Annotated in this window: 17 protein-coding genes; 13 read left to right on the top strand and 4 right to left on the bottom strand. The window is 73.0% G+C overall.

Annotated elements, in window-relative coordinates:
* Positions 1-225: 225 nt before the first annotated feature.
* The 5 genes from ACFWJO_RS12580 to ACFWJO_RS12560 all read left to right on the top strand — a co-directional run bounded on the left by ACFWJO_RS12580 (position 226) and on the right by ACFWJO_RS12560 (position 5005).
* Entirely contained in the window at positions 226-2271 is a 2046-nt protein-coding gene (locus ACFWJO_RS12580; protein ID WP_386864696.1) for an FUSC family protein, read from the top strand.
* Between the two features lie 87 nt (positions 2272-2358).
* Positions 2359-2949 (top strand): hypothetical protein, encoded by a 591-nt coding sequence (locus ACFWJO_RS12575; RefSeq protein WP_386864695.1) that lies wholly within the window; start codon positions 2359-2361, stop codon positions 2947-2949.
* A gap of 84 nt (positions 2950-3033) precedes the next feature.
* A complete protein-coding gene (locus ACFWJO_RS12570) occupies positions 3034-3648 on the top strand; it encodes a SigE family RNA polymerase sigma factor (protein WP_386864799.1) in 615 nt (204 codons plus the stop codon).
* Positions 3645-4586: a hypothetical protein gene (locus tag ACFWJO_RS12565; protein WP_386864694.1), complete on the top strand. Its 942-nt coding sequence runs from the start codon at positions 3645-3647 to the stop codon at positions 4584-4586. Before ACFWJO_RS12570 ends, ACFWJO_RS12565 begins: the two co-directional genes overlap by 4 nt.
* 206 nt (positions 4587-4792) lie before the next feature.
* Positions 4793-5005 carry a DUF397 domain-containing protein gene (locus tag ACFWJO_RS12560; RefSeq protein WP_164986359.1) on the top strand — a complete coding sequence of 71 codons (213 nt, stop codon included), beginning with the start codon at positions 4793-4795 and terminating at the stop codon, positions 5003-5005.
* A gap of 101 nt (positions 5006-5106) precedes the next feature.
* Here ACFWJO_RS12560 and ACFWJO_RS12555 read toward each other — a convergent pair whose 3' ends face one another.
* Positions 5107-5622, bottom strand: coding sequence for an ATP-binding protein (locus tag ACFWJO_RS12555; protein ID WP_384408518.1), 516 nt, complete (start codon positions 5620-5622; stop codon positions 5107-5109).
* Positions 5623-5948: 326 nt separating this feature from the next.
* Here ACFWJO_RS12555 and ACFWJO_RS12550 point away from each other — a divergent pair, with 326 nt between their 5' ends.
* The 7 genes from ACFWJO_RS12550 to ACFWJO_RS12520 all read left to right on the top strand — a co-directional run bounded on the left by ACFWJO_RS12550 (position 5949) and on the right by ACFWJO_RS12520 (position 12936).
* Entirely contained in the window at positions 5949-6821 is an 873-nt protein-coding gene (locus tag ACFWJO_RS12550; RefSeq protein ID WP_386864693.1) for a helix-turn-helix domain-containing protein, read from the top strand.
* A gap of 93 nt (positions 6822-6914) precedes the next feature.
* Positions 6915-8411, top strand: a complete 1497-nt coding sequence (locus ACFWJO_RS12545; protein WP_386864692.1) for an aldehyde dehydrogenase family protein — start codon at positions 6915-6917, stop codon at positions 8409-8411.
* A gap of 131 nt (positions 8412-8542) precedes the next feature.
* On the top strand, positions 8543-9106 hold the full coding sequence (locus ACFWJO_RS12540) for a DinB family protein (protein ID WP_386864691.1): 564 nt from the start codon (positions 8543-8545) through the stop codon (positions 9104-9106).
* A gap of 34 nt (positions 9107-9140) precedes the next feature.
* Positions 9141-9785 (top strand): PadR family transcriptional regulator, encoded by a 645-nt coding sequence (locus ACFWJO_RS12535; RefSeq protein ID WP_386864690.1) that lies wholly within the window; start codon positions 9141-9143, stop codon positions 9783-9785.
* A gap of 97 nt (positions 9786-9882) precedes the next feature.
* A complete protein-coding gene (locus tag ACFWJO_RS12530) occupies positions 9883-10860 on the top strand; it encodes an ATP-binding cassette domain-containing protein (protein ID WP_386864689.1) in 978 nt (325 codons plus the stop codon).
* On the top strand, positions 10857-11621 hold the full coding sequence (locus tag ACFWJO_RS12525) for an ABC transporter permease (RefSeq protein WP_386864688.1): 765 nt from the start codon (positions 10857-10859) through the stop codon (positions 11619-11621). Before ACFWJO_RS12530 ends, ACFWJO_RS12525 begins: the two co-directional genes overlap by 4 nt.
* Before the next feature lie 295 nt (positions 11622-11916).
* Positions 11917-12936: an exo-alpha-sialidase gene (locus tag ACFWJO_RS12520; protein ID WP_386864687.1), complete on the top strand. Its 1020-nt coding sequence runs from the start codon at positions 11917-11919 to the stop codon at positions 12934-12936.
* Positions 12937-12971: 35 nt separating this feature from the next.
* Here the strand turns inward: ACFWJO_RS12520 and ACFWJO_RS12515 are convergent, their stop codons facing one another.
* The 3 genes from ACFWJO_RS12515 to ACFWJO_RS12505 all read right to left on the bottom strand — a co-directional run bounded on the left by ACFWJO_RS12515 (position 12972) and on the right by ACFWJO_RS12505 (position 16207).
* Positions 12972-14384 (bottom strand): glutamate decarboxylase, encoded by a 1413-nt coding sequence (locus tag ACFWJO_RS12515; RefSeq protein WP_386864686.1) that lies wholly within the window; start codon positions 14382-14384, stop codon positions 12972-12974.
* 59 nt (positions 14385-14443) lie between these two features.
* Positions 14444-15751, bottom strand: a complete 1308-nt coding sequence (locus ACFWJO_RS12510) for an ion channel protein (protein WP_386864685.1) — start codon at positions 15749-15751, stop codon at positions 14444-14446.
* Positions 15752-15838: 87 nt separating this feature from the next.
* The gene (locus ACFWJO_RS12505) at positions 15839-16207 is read right to left on the bottom strand and encodes a YbjQ family protein (RefSeq protein WP_384408500.1); all 369 of its coding nucleotides are present in this window, start codon (positions 16205-16207) and stop codon (positions 15839-15841) included.
* Between the two features lie 262 nt (positions 16208-16469).
* Here ACFWJO_RS12505 and ACFWJO_RS12500 point away from each other — a divergent pair, with 262 nt between their 5' ends.
* On the top strand, positions 16470-17183 hold the full coding sequence (locus tag ACFWJO_RS12500) for a DedA family protein (protein ID WP_386864684.1): 714 nt from the start codon (positions 16470-16472) through the stop codon (positions 17181-17183).
* Positions 17184-17212: the final 29 nt, after the last annotated feature.

The raw sequence follows: 17212 nt of genomic DNA, 5'->3' as shown, positions 1-17212 counted from the left end.
GTCGCCCGACCGCGCCCCCGCCCGCACCCCGCACCTGCCCGCACCCGCCCCCGCACCCCGCGCCCGCCCGCGCCCGCACCCCGCGCCCGCCCGCGCCCGCACCCCGCGCCCGCCCGCACCCGCACCCCGCACCTGCCCGCACCCCGCGCCCGCCCGCAGCCCCGCCGTAACCTCACGCCGCATCGAAATGACCGTTTCGCCCCTTCCCGCCGTTAGGCTCGGCCCATGAGCTGGCTTCGCGCGCTGAAGGAGACCGCGCGCTCCGGGCTCTCCGTCGAGCGGAGGCGGTTGGAGCCCGCCGTGGCCGGGCGGGGAGCGCTCGGGCTCGCGCTGGTCGTGGGCGTGTCGCTCGCGCTGTTCGGGCCCGCGGTCGCGGCCTCGTCGGCGTTCGGCGCGTTCCAGGCGGCGATCGCCACCTTCCAGCGCTCGTACCGCCCTCGCCCCACCCTCGCCCTCGCCTCCGGCGCGAGCCTCGCCGTGTCCACCTTCCTCGGCTATCTCACCGGCGCCCACCTCGTCCTCTTCCTGCTCCTCCTCGCCCTGTGGACCTTCGTCTCCGGCCTCGCCTGGGCCGTCGGCCCCACCGTCGGCATCATCGCCTCCTCCAACGTGGCGATCATGCTCGTCACCGTCACCCTCCCCACCTCGGTCGCGACCGCCGCCGGCCACGCCGCGATGATCGCCGTCGGCGGCCTGGTCCAGGCGGCCCTCATCGTGCTGATGCCGGTGCGCCGCTGGGGCGCGCAGCGCGACGCGCTCGCCGACGCGCTCGCCGCGGAGGCGGACTACGCCCGCCGGCTGCGGCACGACCCGACCGCCTCCTTCGACCCGGTACCGCTGATGACCGCCCGCAGCGCCGCCGCCGTCACCCCGCGCCAGGCCCGCCGCCGCCCCGCCGAGCTCCACGGCGCCCGCGGCCTCGCCGAGCGGATCCGGCCGGTGCTCGCCTCCCTCGCGGATCCCGCGGTCGGCGCGCCCGCCGAAGGGCCGCAACGGGACCGGGTACGGGAACTGCTCGGCGCGGCCGGCGAGGTCCTGGACGCCTGCGCGCACGCCATCCGCCACGGCGAACCGGTCGAGCTGCCCCCGGCGGCCGTCGCCGCCCTCCGCACGCCCGACACCGGCGCGATCCTGTCCGGCGCGCCCCGCCGGGCCGCGACCCGGCTCGCCGCGCTGCTCGGCGACGTCGTGGAGACGGCGGAACCGCGCACGGAGACGGCGGCCGAGGCGCGCAGCCGCCCGACGCTGCTGCGGCTCCTGCCGGTCGCGCTCGGCAGGATGCGTGCCGAGCTGCGGCACGACTCGCCGGTCCTGCGCCACGCCGTCCGCGTCACCGCCGTCGCGACCGCCGGCTACCTCCTCGGCACCGCCCTGCCCTTCGGCCACGGCTACTGGGCGCCGATGGCCTCGGTGATGGTGATGCGCCCGGACTTCTCGCAGACGTACGCCCGCTCCGTCGCCCGCCTCGGCGGCACCCTCGTGGGCGTGGCCCTGGCGACGGGCATCGTGCAGACGGCCCACCCGGGCACCTGGCTCTCCGCCGGCCTCGCCGTCCTCTGTGCCTTCGGGATGTACCTGCTGATGCGCACGGGCTACGCGGCGAGCCAGGTCTTCGTCGCCGCGTACGTCGTCTTCCTGCTCGGCATGGAGGGCGCGGGCGTCACCCAGACGGTGCGCGACCGCGTGCTCCTCACGCTGCTCGGCGGGCTGCTCGCCATGCTGTCGTACGCCGTCTACCCGGCCTGGGAGACCCCGCGGCTGCGCGGCCGGCTCGCCGACTGGCTCGCGGCGGACGGGCGCTACGCGGCGACCGTCGTCGCCCGTTACGCGGAGCCGGCGGGCCCCGTCTGCCCGGACGTCCGCGAGGCCCTGCTCGCCAACCGGGCCGCCAGGATCGCCTGGCAGGAGGGCGTCGCCCGGGCCACCCACGAGCCGGTGCGGCACCGGGGCCTGTCCCACGCGGCGGCCGGCGAGGCCGAGGACGCGCTCGCCCAGTGCGGGCGGGTCGCGATGCTCCTGGAGGCACACCTCCCGGAGCGCGGCGCCCCGCCCGTACCGGAGGCCGCGGCACTCGCCGAGGCGCTGCGCCGGGCGACGGAGCGAGGCGCGAAGGCCGTACGCGAACGGAGGACGCCGCGCTGGGAGGAGCTGCGCGAGACCGTCGAGGCCTGGGAACGGGGCGAGGGCGCGCCGGACCACTTCCTCCTGCGCAAGGGCGCCGTGCTGCTCCTGGCGGCCCTCGACGAGCTGTCGGCGGTCCTCGCGCACTGAGATTTCTCCTACGGCATGTCATCCGACCGGTATCCGGCGGGAGTTGGAAGGAGTGAGGACCGCTCACCGGAAACCAGGAGCAACCGTATGAAGAAGTACCTGCCGGCCGCGGCCGCCGTGGTGGCCGTGCTCGCGGCCGCGGCCGCGTTCGCGACCCCCGCCGCCGCCACCGCCGCGTCCTCCGCGACCGGCGCACCCCACGTGACCTCCGCGTCCACCGCGTCCACCGCATCCACTGCGTCCACCGCGCTCACGGCCGCCCCGTCCTCCGTCCGCGTCGTCGCCTCCGGCGAGCGCGTGGACGCCGGCGACGGCTGGACGGTGTGGCTCACCGAGGAGGGCAAGTACTGGTCGGGCCCGGACGGTTACGAGAACTTCCGCAGCGTCGTCGACGGCAACGTCGACCTGTCCCGGCCCGGCGTCAGCCACCAGTCGGAGGGCTCCGCGGCCGGCGTGTTCCACTCCGGCCTCTACTACGGCACCAAGAAGGCCGGGAAGGTCGTCCTGACCGGCACCGACGGGACGAAGACCACGGCGACCCTGCTCGAACTGCCCGGCCGGCCCGGCTGGGGCGTCTGGTACGCGCACACGGGTCCGGAGAACGACGGCGGCGCCGCCGTCGCGCTCTACGACCGCAACGGGAGGCTGCTGGCCGAGCTTCCGGGCTGGAACGCCTGACCCGTCGTCGTGCGTGTTCCCCTGCAGGGCCCGGCACGGGGCGGGCCCTGCACCTCTCCCTCCGTGAGCCCGAGGTCGGTCACCGTGTCGTCGTACGAGCCCGCCGAGCCGCAGGAGTCCGTCAGCGAGGACGACGGGTTCGCCGCGTTCGCCGTCGGCGCCTGGCCGCGCCTGGTCCGCACGGCCCAGCTCCTCACGGGCGACTTCCACGAGGCCGAGGACCTGGTGCAGACGACGCTGGCCAAGGTGTACGGCCGCTGGCGCCGGGTCCCGCGCGAGGAGGTCGACCTGTACGTGCGCCGCGCGCTGATCAACAACAACCTCAGCCGGCTGCGCCGCAAGCGCGTGGTCCATCTGCTGACGCCGGTGCTCCCGGAGTCGTTACGCCACGCCTCCGCGGGCCACGCGGACGCGGTCGAGCAGCGCACGGCGCTCCTCGCGGCCCTCGCCGACCTGCCTGCCCGGCAGCGGGCCGTGATGGTGCTGCGGTACTGGGAGGACCTGAGCGAGACGGAGATCGCCGCGGTGCTGGAGTGCTCGATCGGTACGGTCAAGACGCACGCCCGTCGCGGTCTCGCCGCGCTGCGCGCCCATCCCGGCCTCGCCCTGCCCGGCCCCGCGCCGGCGTCCGGCACCGCGCCGGCGCCCGGGCGCTCCCGCCCCACCGCCCCCACGACCTCCGCCGGAGCCCGACGATGACCCCCGCATCAGACTCCGAACCCGCCACCGAACCCGCCACCGAGCCGGAGTCCGCGCCGGACTCCGAGCCCGCCACCGAACCGGACTCGGAGCCCGCCACCGTGCCCGCCTCGGAGCCGGACCCCGCCTCCGAGCCGGACCCCGGGCCCGCCGCCGAGCCCGCCTCCCACCCGGACCCCCTTCAGGACTCCGATCCCGACGTCGACGGTCATCTGCGCGCCGTCTTCGCCGAGGCCGCGCACGACGTCACGCCGAACCCGGTGCCGCTGGCGGCCGTCCGCCGCCAGGGCCGGGCGCACCGGCGTCGCCGCGCGGTGACCCTCGCGGCCCTGGCGGTGCTCTCGGTGTCCGGCGCGGCCACGGTGGCGGAGCTGTCGCTGCCCGCCGACCGCACGGTGTCCCTGGCCCCGCCCGTACCGCCGGCACCGCCCGCGTCGCTTTCGCCCTCGGTCCGTACTCCCGCCGCGGTGGCGCCCAGCCGGGCCGAGGCTCCCGAGGTCACCGAGGTGCGTGTGGTGCGGCCGGGGGAGCGGGTGGACGCGGGGAAGGGCTGGACGGTGTGGCTGACCGCCGAGGGCAAGCACTGGACCGGGCCGGACGGCTACGAGAACTCCCGCAGCGTGACGGACGGGAACATCGACACCGCCCGGCCGGGCGTCTCGTACCAGAAGGAGGGGGACGCCAAGGGCGCCTTCCACTCGGGGCTCTACTACGGCACGCGCTCCGTGGGCCGGGTGGAGCTGCGCGAGGCGGACGGCCGCACGGTCCTCGCGAAGCTCCTGGAGCTGCCGGGGCATCCGGGCTGGGGCGTCTGGTACGTGTACACGGCGGTCGCCCCGGGCTCCGCGGAGCAGGATCCGGGGACCGCGGACCTGTATCTGTACGACCGCTCGGGCAGGCGGCTCGCCGGGCTTCCGGGCACCCACGGCAACCGATAGCGCTCACGAACCGTCAGAGTCCAGGGCGGCTCCGCCACCTACCCGCGAGTAGACGCTGAGTCGCGTAGTCACTACACCACCCCTCGTGCACGTGCATCTGCTCATGCAGGCGCATGTGAACACGGCTATGATCCGAGGAAGTTGACACCTGCACCAATCATCTCGGGGAGCTACCAGTGCATCACGCGCACCACGCGTACAACGGCATGGCGGCCACGGAGCTTCGTGGTGTCGTGTGGCAGAAGAGCCGGCACAGCAACTCCCAGGGCGCCTGCGTGGAGTTCGCCAAGCTGCCCGGAGGGAACGTCGCCGTGCGCAACTCGCGCCACCCCGACGGTCCCGCCCTCGTCTACACGCCCGCCGAGATCGAGGCCATGCTCCTGGGGATCAAGGACGGGGAGTTCGACCACCTGGTGTGACCGCGGCCGTGAACCGCGGAACGGGGAAGGGCCCCGGTGGCTGTCGCCACCGGGGCCCTTCCCGTTCCCGTTCGTCACCGCGTGCCGTACGGCACCGCGCGCTACTCCGGCCCCAGCCGGAACAGCGCCCACACCACCTTGCCCTGGAGCGTGCCCGCGAGCGGATGCCAGCCCCAGCCGTCGCTGAACGACTCCACCAGGAACAGCCCCCGGCCCGACTCCGCGGCGAAGTCCTCCTCGTCCTTGCGCGCCTCCGGGCTCGCCTGGCTCGGGTCGCGCACGGCGCAGACCAGGCGCGAGGCCCAGCGCATGAGGTGCAGCCGGACGGGCGGATTCAGGCCTTCCTCGTGCTCCGTCGCCGCGGCCGGATCCGTCCCCGCCGGCACCGCGTGCCGCAGGGCGTTCGTCACGAGTTCGGAGACGACGAGGGCGACGTCGTCGAAGCGGTCTGCGAGATCCCAGTTGCTGAGCGTCTGACTGGTGAACTTCCGTGCGCCGCGCACCGCTTCGTAGCGGGGCGGAAGGGCGCAGGAGGCCGAGTTGGACACCGTCGCGGGGTCGATCGGCGGAAGCCCCTGCCGTAACGGCTCGAGCATGGTCGATCCATTCGGTCCCATGCGAGGCACTCCCGGGAATCGCGGCGGTGGTGCGACAAAGGCGGTGCGACAACGGCGCGTCAGTCCGCGCGAGTACGCGGCTGTGCGAGCACCATGGTTCCGAATGCAACGGAGGGATGCAAGGGCAGATGCACGTGCACGCGCCGGACCTGTCCGCCCGCGACCCGATTCTGTGCATAAGTCGTCCACCGACCGTCGCGAAGGTGCCCGGAACCCGCCCTCTATCCGTAATCGAATGTGTACGCGCTGAAGCGTTTAGTGGCAGAATCCGGGGCTCGACGGGGGCTCGACAGCGAGAGCAGCACCGTGAAGGGGAGGCTGGAGCCGTGACGGCAGGCGAATCGAGCGGGGCGAGCGGGAGCGTGGTGCGCCGCATCCTGCTGGGCTCCCAGTTGAGGCGACTGCGCGAATCGCGCGGCATCACCCGGGAAGCCGCCGGTTATTCGATCCGGGCGTCCGAATCCAAGATCAGCCGTATGGAGTTGGGAAGGGTGAGCTTCAAGGCCAGGGACGTCGAGGACCTTCTCACGCTCTACGGCGTCAACGACGAGGCCGAGCGCGGTTCGCTGCTCCGCCTGGTCCGCGAGGCCAACCTCGCGGGCTGGTGGCACAGTTACGGAGACGTGCTGCCGGGATGGTTCCAGACGTACATCGGCCTCGAAGGCGCCGCCTCGCTCATCCGCATCTACGAAGTGCAGTTCGTGCACGGCCTCTTGCAGACCGAGGCCTACGCCCACGCGGTCGTCACCCGCGGCATGCCCGGCGCCCCGCACGCCGAGATCGAGCGCCGGGTCGCGCTCCGTCTGGAGCGCCAGAAGGTCCTCGTCTCGGAGAACGCCCCGCATCTCCACGCCGTCCTCGACGAGGCCGCGCTGCGCCGCCCGTACGGCGACCGTGCCGTCATGCAGGGACAGTTGAGGCATCTCATCGAGGTCTCCGAGCACCCCAACATCACGCTCCAGGTGATGCCGTTCAGCTTCGGCGGCCACGCGGGCGAGTCCGGCGCCTTCTCCATGCTCAGCTTCCCCGACGACGACCTTTCCGACGTCGTCTACCTGGAGCAGCTGACCGGCGCCCTCTACCTCGACAAGCGCGAGGAGGTCGGCCAGTACGTGCGCGTGATGGAAAGGCTCCAGAAGGACAGCCCCGATCCCTCGGAAAGCCGCGATCTTCTCCGAGGACTCCTTCAACTCTCCTGATACGTCAGTACGATGACGAGACATCAGTGTGACGGCTGTGACGCGGCAGCTGTCCGTGCCGACGTCCGCCACCGCGGGTAAGGAGTCTCGTCCATGGCTTCCTCGTCTTCGCCGTCCCCGTCGTCCGCCTCCTCGGACTACTTCACCGAACTGGCGCACCAGTACATCGACGGCGAGTGGAAGCCCGGCAGCGGCTCGTGGGACATCATCGACTTCAACCCGTACACCGGAGAGAAGCTGGCGGCCATCACGGTCGCCACCGCCGCCGAGGTGGACCGCGCCTACCGGGCCGCCGAGCGCGCCCAGACCGCGTGGGCCGAGACCAACCCGTACACCCGCCGGCTCGTCTTCGAGCGCGCGCTGCGGATCGTCGAGGAGCGCGAGGAGGAGATCGCCGAGGCGATCGTCGCCGAGCTCGGCGGCACCCGCCTCAAGGCCGCGTTCGAGCTCCACCTGGCCAAGGAGTTCCTGCGCGAGGCGATCCAGCTGGCGCTGCGCCCCGAGGGCAGCATCCTGCCCTCGCCGGTGGACGGCAAGGAGAACCGGGTCTACCGCCTCCCGGTCGGTGTCGTCGGCGTCATCTCGCCCTTCAACTTCCCCTTCCTCCTCTCGATCAAGTCGGTGGCCCCGGCGCTCGCCCTCGGCAACGCCGTCGTCCTCAAGCCGCACCAGAACACCCCGGTCTGCGGCGGCACCCTGGTCGCCAAGGTCCTGGAGGACGCCGGGCTCCCGGCCGGCCTGCTCAACGTCGTCGTCACCGACATCGCCGAGATCGGCGACGCGCTCCTCACCCACCCGGTCCCCAAGGTCATCTCCTTCACCGGCTCCGACCGGACCGGCCGCCACGTCGCCACCGTCTGTGCCGAGCACTTCAAGCACGCCGTCCTCGAGCTCGGCGGCAACAGCGCCCTGATCGTCCTGGACGACGCCGACGTCGACTACGCGGTGGACGCCGCCGTCTTCAGCCGCTTCGTGCACCAGGGGCAGGTCTGCATGGCCGCCAACCGGATCCTGGTGGACCGGACCCTGGAGGCGGAGTTCACCGAGAAGTTCGTCGCGAAGGTGAAGACGCTGCGGGTCGGCGACCCGGCCGACCCGGCCACCCACATCGGCCCGCTCATCAACTCCCAGCAGGCCGAAGCCGTCTCGGCGGTCGTCGAGCAGACGGTCGCGGGCGGCGCGACCGCCCTGCTGCGCGGCCCGGTCGAGGGCAGCCTGGTCTCCCCGACCGTCCTGACCGGCATCGCCGCCGACGCGCCCGTCCTCTCCCAGGAGATCTTCGGCCCGGTGGCCCTGATCGTGCCCTTCGACGGCGAGGACGAGGCCGTACGGATCGCCAACGACACCCCGTACGGCCTGAGCGGCGCCGTCCACACCGCGGACGTCGAGCGGGGCGTGCGGATCGCCAAGCGCGTCCACACCGGCATGATCCACATCAACGACGGCACCGTGCACGACGAGCCGATCGTGCCGTTCGGCGGCGAGAAGCGGTCGGGCGTCGGCCGGCTCAACGGCGAGGCGATGATCGAGGCGTTCACGACGCAGAAGTGGATCTCGATCCAGCACGGGCGCAGCCGCTTCCCGTTCTGATTCCACGGAGGGCGACGCGCTGCCGCATTGCGGACCGTAGCTGTCCGCAAGGGTCCGTAGCGTGGTCGGTGTCGAGAAGGAAGCCCGTCCGACGGCCACGGAGGCCACGGACGCCACGGAAGGCGGCAGTCATGGTTGCTCTTGTTCCCGCGGAGAAGCCCGGCGACGAGCGCGGAGCGTTCCTCAACTTCATCGAGGCCCAGCGCGCCGCGGTCGTCCGGGCGTCCCTCGGGCTCACCGAGGAGCAGGCGGCGAGCCGCCCGAGCGCCAGTGAGCTCAGCCTCTCCGGGCTGATCAAGCACGTCGCGGAGGTCGAGCTCAACTGGCTGCGGCTCGCCCAGCAGCGGCCGAACGAGCGGCAGCGGACCCAGGAGACCTGGGACGAGGCCTTCCGGCTCCTGGACGGCGAGACCGTCGCGGAGACGGTGGCCTTCTGGCAGGGCGTCGCCAAGGAGACGGAGGAGTTCGTCCGGAACGTGCCGAGCCTGGACGACACCTTCCCGCTGCCGCCGGCGCCCTGGTTCCCGAAGGACGGCCGGGTCTCGGTCCGCTGGATGCTGCTGCACCTGGTCCAGGAGATGGGCCGGCACGCGGGCCACGCCGACATCATCCGCGAGTCGCTCGACGGCAAGGGCTCCTTCGAGCTGATCGGGCTGGAGCAGGCCGCGGCGGCAGGCCCCGCGACCGCCTCCTAGTCAAGGTTGACCAGTGCCTCACTAGACTCGGGGCATGTCAGCGATCCGTCTTCTCGTCCTGGGTGCGGTCAAGATGCACGGCCGCGCCCACGGCTACCAGGTGCGCAACGACCTGGAGTACTGGGGCGCGCACGAGTGGTCCAACGCCAAGCCCGGCTCGATCTACCACGCGCTCAAGCAGATGGCGAAGCAGGGACTGCTGGCCGCCGACGAGATCGCGCCGAGCACGGCGGGCGGTCCGCCGCGGGTCGAGTACGAGATCACGGACGCCGGCCGGGAGGAGTACTTCCGGCTGCTGCGCGAGGCGCTGTCCACCTACGACCAGCAGATGGACGTGCTGTCCTCGGCCGTCGGCTTCATCGTGGACCTGCCGCGGGCGGAGGCGGTGGAGCTGCTGCGGGCCCGGGTGCGGGGCCTGGACGCGTGGCGGGCGTCGGTCACCGAGTACTACACGCCGGAGGGCGGGCCCGGGCAGCTCGGTCACATCGGCGAGATCATGCACCTCTGGGTGCACTCGGCCGACGCGGGCCGGGAGTGGACGCTGGGCCTGATCGAGCGGATCGAGGGCGGGGCGTACGTGTTCGCGGGCGAGGGCGAGCCCTTCGTGGGCGTGCTCGCCGAAGGGCAGGAGAACCCGTACGCGACGGGCCCGCATCCGGATGACGAGAAGATGCGCTAATCAAGTTTGACTAGGCGCCCGGGAGGGCATAGCCTCCCCCGTCGCGGCAGTGGTCAAATTTGACTACGGCGCTTTCGGGAGAATGTGGAGGAAACGGATGTCAGTGGACGACGCGATCCTCATGGAGGGCGCGCGGAAGCGGTACGGCGACAAGCCCGCCCTGGACGGCCTCGACCTGGCCGTGCCGCGCGGGACGGTGCACGGCCTGCTCGGCCCCAACGGCGCCGGGAAGACCACGACCGTACGCGTACTCGCCACGCTGCTCCGCCACGACGGGGGCGTGGCGCGGGTGGCGGGCTACGACGTGGGGCGACAGGCCGCCGAGGTGCGGCGGCGGATCGGGCTGCTCGGCCAGCACACGGCGCTCGACGAGGAGCTGTCCGGCCGGCAGAACCTGGAGATGTTCGGACGGCTCTACCACCTGGGCGCGCGGGGCGCGGGGCGGCGCGCGGACGAGCTCCTGGAGCGGTTCGGGCTCGCGGACACCGGCCGTAAGCCGGTACGGCAGTTCAGCGGCGGCATGCGGCGGCGGCTCGACCTGGCCGCCTCGCTCATCGGCAACGGAGACGGCACCGATCCCGAGGTGCTCTTCCTCGACGAGCCGACCACCGGCCTCGACCCGCGGGGGCGGGGCGAGGTGTGGGAGTCCGTCCGCTCCCTGGTCGGCGGCGGCACGACGGTGCTGCTGACCACCCAGTATCTGGAGGAGGCCGACCGGCTGGCCGACCGGATCTCGGTCGTCGACCGGGGCCGGGTGGTCGCCGACGGCACGCCCGACGAACTGAAGAGCCGGGCCGGCCGGGACCGGATCGACGTGGTGGTACGGGACGGGGCGCGGCTCGACGCGGCGCTGGAGGTGCTGCCGTTCGGGCCGGCCGAGGCGGAGGTGGACCGCGACCGGCGGCGGATCAGCGCGCCCGTCGAGGACCGGATGGCCGCGCTGGCACTGACCGTACGGGCCCTGGAGGAGGCGGGCGTGGAAGCGGAGGACATCGCGCTGCGGCGCCCGACCCTGGACGAGGTGTTCCTGCGGCTGACCGGAGCGCCGCAGGAGCGGACGGAGGTGGCCGCATGAGCGCGGCGTACGCGGTGAGCGACTGCTGGACCATGACCCGGCGGGAGCTGGCGCACTGGGCGCGGCAGCCGGTGCAGGTGGTGGTCGGGCTGGTCTTCCCGGTCATGATGCTGCTGATGTTCGGCTACCTGGTCGGCGGCGGCCGGGCGGTCGAGGGCGACTACGTCGACTTCCTCGTGCCCGGGATGCTGACCCTGACCATGGTCTTCGGCCTCGAAGGCACGATGACGGCGGTCACCCAGGACCTGAACAAGGGGGTGATCGACCGTTTCCGCGCCATGCCGATGACCGACGGCGCGGTGCTCGTGGGGCGCGCGGCGGCCGACATGCTCCAGTCCGCGGTGGGGCTGCTGCTGATGGTCGGCGTCGGTCACGCGATGGGCTGGCGGACGCACGGCGGGCCCGGGGCCTTCGCGGGCGCGCTGGGGCTGCTGCTCCTGCTGCGGTTCGCGATGCTGTGGGCGGGGATCTTCCTGGGCCTGGTGGCGGGGCGCGCGGAGCTGGTGCAGGCCGTGCAGATCCTGGTCTGGCCGGTCGGCTTCCTCTCCAACGCCTTCGCCACGCCCGAGGCGATGCCGGGCTGGCTGGGCGCGGCCGTGGAATGGAACCCGATGTCCGCGACCGCCACTGCCGTGCGGGACCTGTTCGGCGGCCCGGGCGGCGAACCGGGCTGGGTGGGCGCGGCGGTGGTGTGGCCGGTGGCGCTGGTGGCGGTCTTCTTCCCGCTGTCCGTACGGAAGTTCGGGCGGCTCGGGAAATAGCGCGCGAATCATGGGAACCCGGAGGCGGCGAGCGGTGTAACAGAAGCAGACGGAGAACAGGGGGAGCGCGATGCGAGGTTCCTGGACTTGGAGGGCGGCCTGTGCCGCTCTGCTTCTGCTGGTGCTCGCGGCCTGCACGGGGTCGCCGGCGCCGAAGTCACCGGCGCCGAGGACACCGGCGCCGAGGACACCGGCGCCGAGGACGTCACCGCCGAAGTCGCCTGCAGTGGACGGGCGGTACGGGGCTCCGGCGCGGATACCGTCCGCGCCGGGGCTGCCCGGCCGGGCGCACAGCGTGGGCTTCGCCGCGGACGGCAGCGGGTTCGTGCTGCTGACGCAGTGCGTGACGGACGAGGCCCGGCCGGCGAACGGCTTCTGCCGCCGGCAGGTCGCCGTGCTGGACCGGGGCGCGCGCTCCTGGGCGCTGCGGTCGACCCCGCTGCCCGAGATACCGGCGACGCTCGGCGAATCGGCAGGGCTGACGGTGCTCGGTTCCGGGCGGGCGCTGATCGAGGACGGCGGCGGGGACGGGCCCGAGCGGACCTGGTTCACGCGCGACGGCGGCCGCAACTGGCGCGCGGTCGACCGCCGGACGGCCGGCACGGCTCCGCGGATACCCGACGGCGGGGTCCTCGCCACCGTGTGCGCGGCGCCCGCGGGGGCCGGTCCGGACGAGTGCGCCCGTGAGCGGCTGGTGGTGCTCTCGCCGGAGGACGGGCGGCGCCGGGCGCTGGCCCGGGTGCCGCAGCTCGGTGCGCACCCGCGCCCGGCGCCCGTGGCGGAGCCGGACGGTTCGTGGTGGGTGTCCGGTGTCGATCCGGGGTCGGGGCGGGTCGCCGTCGCCGTCTCCCGTGACGCGGGCCGGAGCTGGGCCGTCAGCCCGCTGCCGAGCCCCGGCGGCAGGACGTCCGGCCGGCACGTCACGGTCGCGGTCGGGCCGGACGCGGTCTACGCGGCCGAGCTGGGCGAACTGGACGGCGGCGAGCCGGTGAAGAACCCGATGCGGGCCCTGCACCGCTCGCTCGACGGCGGCCGCACCTGGACCCGGATGTGGACCACCGGTCCCGTGCGGGAGCCGCGCACGCTCCAGGGCATGCCGGTGCCCGGCCCGGGCGGCCGGGTGACGGTGCCGGCCGAGCTCTCGGCGTACGCGAGCACGGACGGCGGGCGCAGCTTCCGTGAGACCGGTGACGGCACGTCCTGGGTGCGGCGCACCGGGATCGGGCTGCTGCGGGAGGCGAACAGCTGCCAGTTCCGGTCGAGCCGGGACGGGGTGCGCTGGTCGGAGTTCCTGCTGGCCTGCGAGGACGACTGACGGACCGGTGGCGGCCGACGGCGCTCGGGTGTCGCTCAGTGGTGGAAGGAGGTCGCGGCGTCCTTGTCGCGGGTGAACGGGTGGGGCTGGCGCCGCAGTTCGGGCAGGAGGCGGGCGAGGTCCTCCACGAGGAGGCCGGCCAGGTCGGCGGAGAAGCCGTTGCGGCACACGACGCGCAGGACCGACAGGTCCTCGCGGTGGGCCGGGAAGGTGTAGGCGGGGACGAGCCAGCCGTGTTCCCGCAGCCGGCGCGAGACGTCGAAGACGTCGAAGGAGGTGACGTCGGAGGCGGTGGTGAAGGCGAAGACGGGCAGCTGGTCGCCGCGGGTGAGGAGGCGGAAGTCGCCGAGGGCCTCGATCTTCCCGGCCAGGCTCCGGGCCACGTCGCGGCTGGTCTGCTGGACGGTCCGGTAGCCCTCACGGCCGAGTCTGAGGAACGTGTAGTACTGGGCGACGACCTGGGCGCCGGGCCGGGAGAAGTTGAGGGCGAAGGTCGGCATGTCGCCCCCCAGGTAGTTGACCCGGAAGACGAGTTCCTCGGGCAGTTCGGCGGGTGAGCGCCACAGCGCCCAGCCGACGCCCGGGTAGACGAGACCGTACTTGTGGCCGGAGGTGTTGATCGAGGAGACGCGGGGGAGCCGGAAGTCCCAGACCACGTGCTCGTCGAGGAAGGGAGCGACCATGGCGCCGGAGGCGCCGTCGACGTGGACGGGGATGTCGAGGCCGGTGCGGGCCTGGAGCTCGTCGAGGGCGGCGCAGATGTCGGCGACGGGTTCGTAGGAGCCGTCGAAGGTGGAGCCGAGGACGGCGACGACGCCGATGGTGTTCTCGTCGCAGAGGGCGGCGGCGGAGGCCGCGTCGAGGTGGAAGCGGTCGCCCTCCATGGGCACGAGACGGGGTTCGACCTCCCAGAAGTTGCAGAACTTCTCCCAGCAGACCTGGACGTTGATGCCCATGACCAGGTTGGGCCGGGCGCCGGGGTAGCGGTCGGCGTTGCGGTTCGCCCAGCGGCGCTTGAGGGCCATGCCGGCCAGCATGCAGGCCTCGCTGGAGCCGGTGGTGGAGCAGCCGACGGCGCTCGACGGGTCGGGGGCGTGCCAGAGGTCGGCGAGCATGGCGACGCAGCGGCGCTCGAGTTCGGCGGTGCGCGGGTACTCGTCCTTGTCGATCATGTTCTTGTCGCGGCACTCGCCCATGAGCACGCCGGCCTGGGGCTCCATCCAGGTGGTGACGAAGGTGGCGAGGTTGAGGCGGGAGTTGCCGTCGAGCATCAGCTCGTCGTGGACGAGCTGGTAGGCGCTCATGGGCGGCAGCGGCCCGTCGGGCAGGCGGTGGCGCGGCGGGGCCTCGGTCATGCCGCCGACCGGATTCGCCTCGCCGAAGAAGGGGTTGAAGGCGAGGCGGCGGTGTGCGGTGTCGTGGTCGTCGGGTCCCTTGTGCAGCGGCACGGGGTCTCCTTCGTCTGGGGGCCGGCCGGTTCCCCGTGGGCGGGCGGGGGGTGCCGGGGTCAGCGCAGGGGTTTGCCTTGTTCGTCGAGTTGCAGGAAGGGGCGGCCGGTGACGACCAGCCAGGCGGGCAGGGAGGCGAGGCACAGCAGGGCGAGCATCGCCGGCGAGGCGGCGATCACGGCGGCGACGAAGAGGCTCACCCAGCCCTGCCGGGTGGTGGCGAGCAGCACGCCGAGGACGCCGGAGGAGACGGCGACGGCCGGGTGGATCTCCGGTACGAGCGCCTGGGCGCACAGGCCGAACGCGGCGCCGATGAAGACGGCGGGGAAGACCCGGCCGCCGCGGAAGCCGCAGGCGCCCGCGACGAGCAGGGCGGCCGTCTTCACCACGGCGAGCTTGGCCAGTTCGCCCGAGCCGAGGGTGCCGATGGACCGGACGATCTCCTCGGTCTCGTGGAGTCCCTTGAACAGCGTCAGATGCCCGCCGAGGGCGGCGAGGAGGCCGAGGACGAGACCGCCGGCCGGCAGGGCCAGCATCGGATGGCCCAGACGGGTGAAGGCCCGGTGGAGGTGCGGGAAGACGAAGCAGGCGAGGAGGCCGAAGGCGGCGGCCAGGCTGGCCAGCACGAGGGCGGCGAGCAGGTCCTCGAATCCGGGGGTGTCCAGCGGTGGCAGTCCCATGTCGAAGCTGGGGCTGGAGGCCAGCTGGGCGGTCATCGATCCGGCGCCGGCGGCGAGGAGCGGAGCGAAGAGCTGGTCCCACAGCGAGCCCCGGCTGGGCCTGGAGGCCAGCGCCTCGGAGATGACGAGGGCGGCGGCGATCGGGCTGCCGAACAGGGCGCCGAGGGTGCCGGCGATGCCGAGGGACACCCAGAAGGCGCCCGGCACGGCCGGCAGCAGCCGGTGCCCCACCCAGTACGTGAGGGCGATGACGGAGCCGATCGTCGGACTCTCCGGTCCGAGGCTGACGCCGCCGGCGAGGGCCAGGACGCTGGCGAGGAGCAGGCCGGGTACGACGACCGGCGGCAGCGGCGGGCCGCCCAGCCCCTCCATGGCCGGGTCGTGCCCCGCGTGCCCGGGCGCCTTCCAGACGATCAGCCCGACCGCGATGCCGGTCGCGGTGAGCATGACGATCATCCAGAGGGCGGAGTAGTGACCGATGCCGAGCGCGTCCGGAAGGTCGTTCCACAGCAGCTCCTGGAGCTGGTCGGCCAGCTCGCTGACGCCGAGGAACAGCAGACCGGAGCCGACCCCGACCACGAGGGCGGGAAGGATCTGGGGCAGCAGGACCCTCAGGGGCGCCTCGGGCGCGTGTTTCGCGGGTGTCTCGGTGGCCACCGCCCCACCATAGGTGAGCAAATGCCGCATAACATCCCGACATTCGGGGTGGCGGCTCACGCCGCGTCAGCCCGAGGACAGGGCGGCGCCCGGCCCTCGGGGCGGGCCCGGGCCGGGTCAGCCGAGCGGCTCGATCACCACGGCGGTGCCGTAGGCGCACACCTCCGTGCCCACGTCGGCGGCCTCCGTGACGTCGAAGCGGAACATCAGGACCGCGTTCGCGCCGCGCGCGGCGGCCTGCTCCACCAGACGCTCCATCGCCTGGTTACGGGTCTGCACCAGCGTCTTCGTCAGACCCTTCAGCTCCCCGCCGATCATCGACTTCAGGCCCGCGCCGATCTGACTGCCCAGGTGCCGCGACCGGACGGTCAGCCCGAAGACCTCGCCGATCACCTGCCGGACCCGGTAGCCGGGCACGTCGTTCGTCGTGACGACCAGCACAGCCGCCTGCGCCGGCTGCCCGCCGCCGTACTCGTCGATGCTCATCCGCATCCACCTCCTGGTCCCTCAGCCTGGCGGCGGCCCGGCCCGCCCGCATCCGCTGCGAGGCCGGGCGGGCGCCCGACGGGCCCGGGCGGGCGCCGGACGGGCGCTCGGGCAGGCGCCGGGCGGGCGACGGGCGGCCCGGGGTGGACGCGGGTGGAACCCGGGGGGTTCACTTCGCGTTGATAGCTTGGGGCGGCAGTCCTGTACGACAATCCCCCTTCACGCCCTTCTCACCCCCACCGACCGCAGGAGCCCGGAACCCGTGAACACGCTTGCCCTCGGACCGAGCTGGCTGGACCCGGACTATCTGATCCAGACCTTCGGTCTGATCGGTGTCCTCGTCATCGTCTTCGCCGAGTCCGGACTCCTCATCGGCTTCTTCCTGCCGGGCGACTCGCTGCTCTTCACGACCGGCCTGCTCGTCACCACCGGAAAGCTCGACACCCCCTTGTGGGTGGTGTGCACCCTGGTGGTCGCCGCCGCGATCATCGGCGACCAGGTGGGCTACCTCTTCGGCCGCAAGGTCGGCCCGGCGCTCTTCAAGCGCCCCGACTCCCGGCTCTTCAAGCAGGAGAACGTCGAGAAGGCCCACGAGTTCTTCGAGAAGCACGGCCCGAAGTCGCTCATCCTGGCCCGCTTCGTGCCGATCGTGCGGACCTTCACGCCGATCATCGCCGGCGTCAGCCGGATGAACTACCGCTCCTTCATCACGTTCAACATCATCGGCGGCGTGCTGTGGGGCGCGGGCGTGACGCTGCTCGGCGCCTCCCTCGGCAAGATCGACTTCGTGCACAAGCACATCGAGATGATCCTCGTCGGCATCGTGCTGATCTCGGTGGTCCCGATCGTGATCGAGTACCTGCGGGCCCGCTCCCAGTCCAAGAAGAACGCCGGCAACCACGGCGACCAGGGCGGCCACGACGGCCCCGGCACCCCGAACCCGCCGGCCGAGCGCGGCCGCCACGCCCGGCGCTGATCCGGCACCCGAGGGGCTTGTGACCTGAC

Source organism: Streptomyces sp. NPDC127092 (assembly GCF_042722475.1).
Classification (GTDB): Bacteria; Actinomycetota; Actinomycetes; order Streptomycetales; family Streptomycetaceae; genus Streptomyces.
This window is presented reverse-complemented; position numbering and strand designations above follow the sequence as displayed.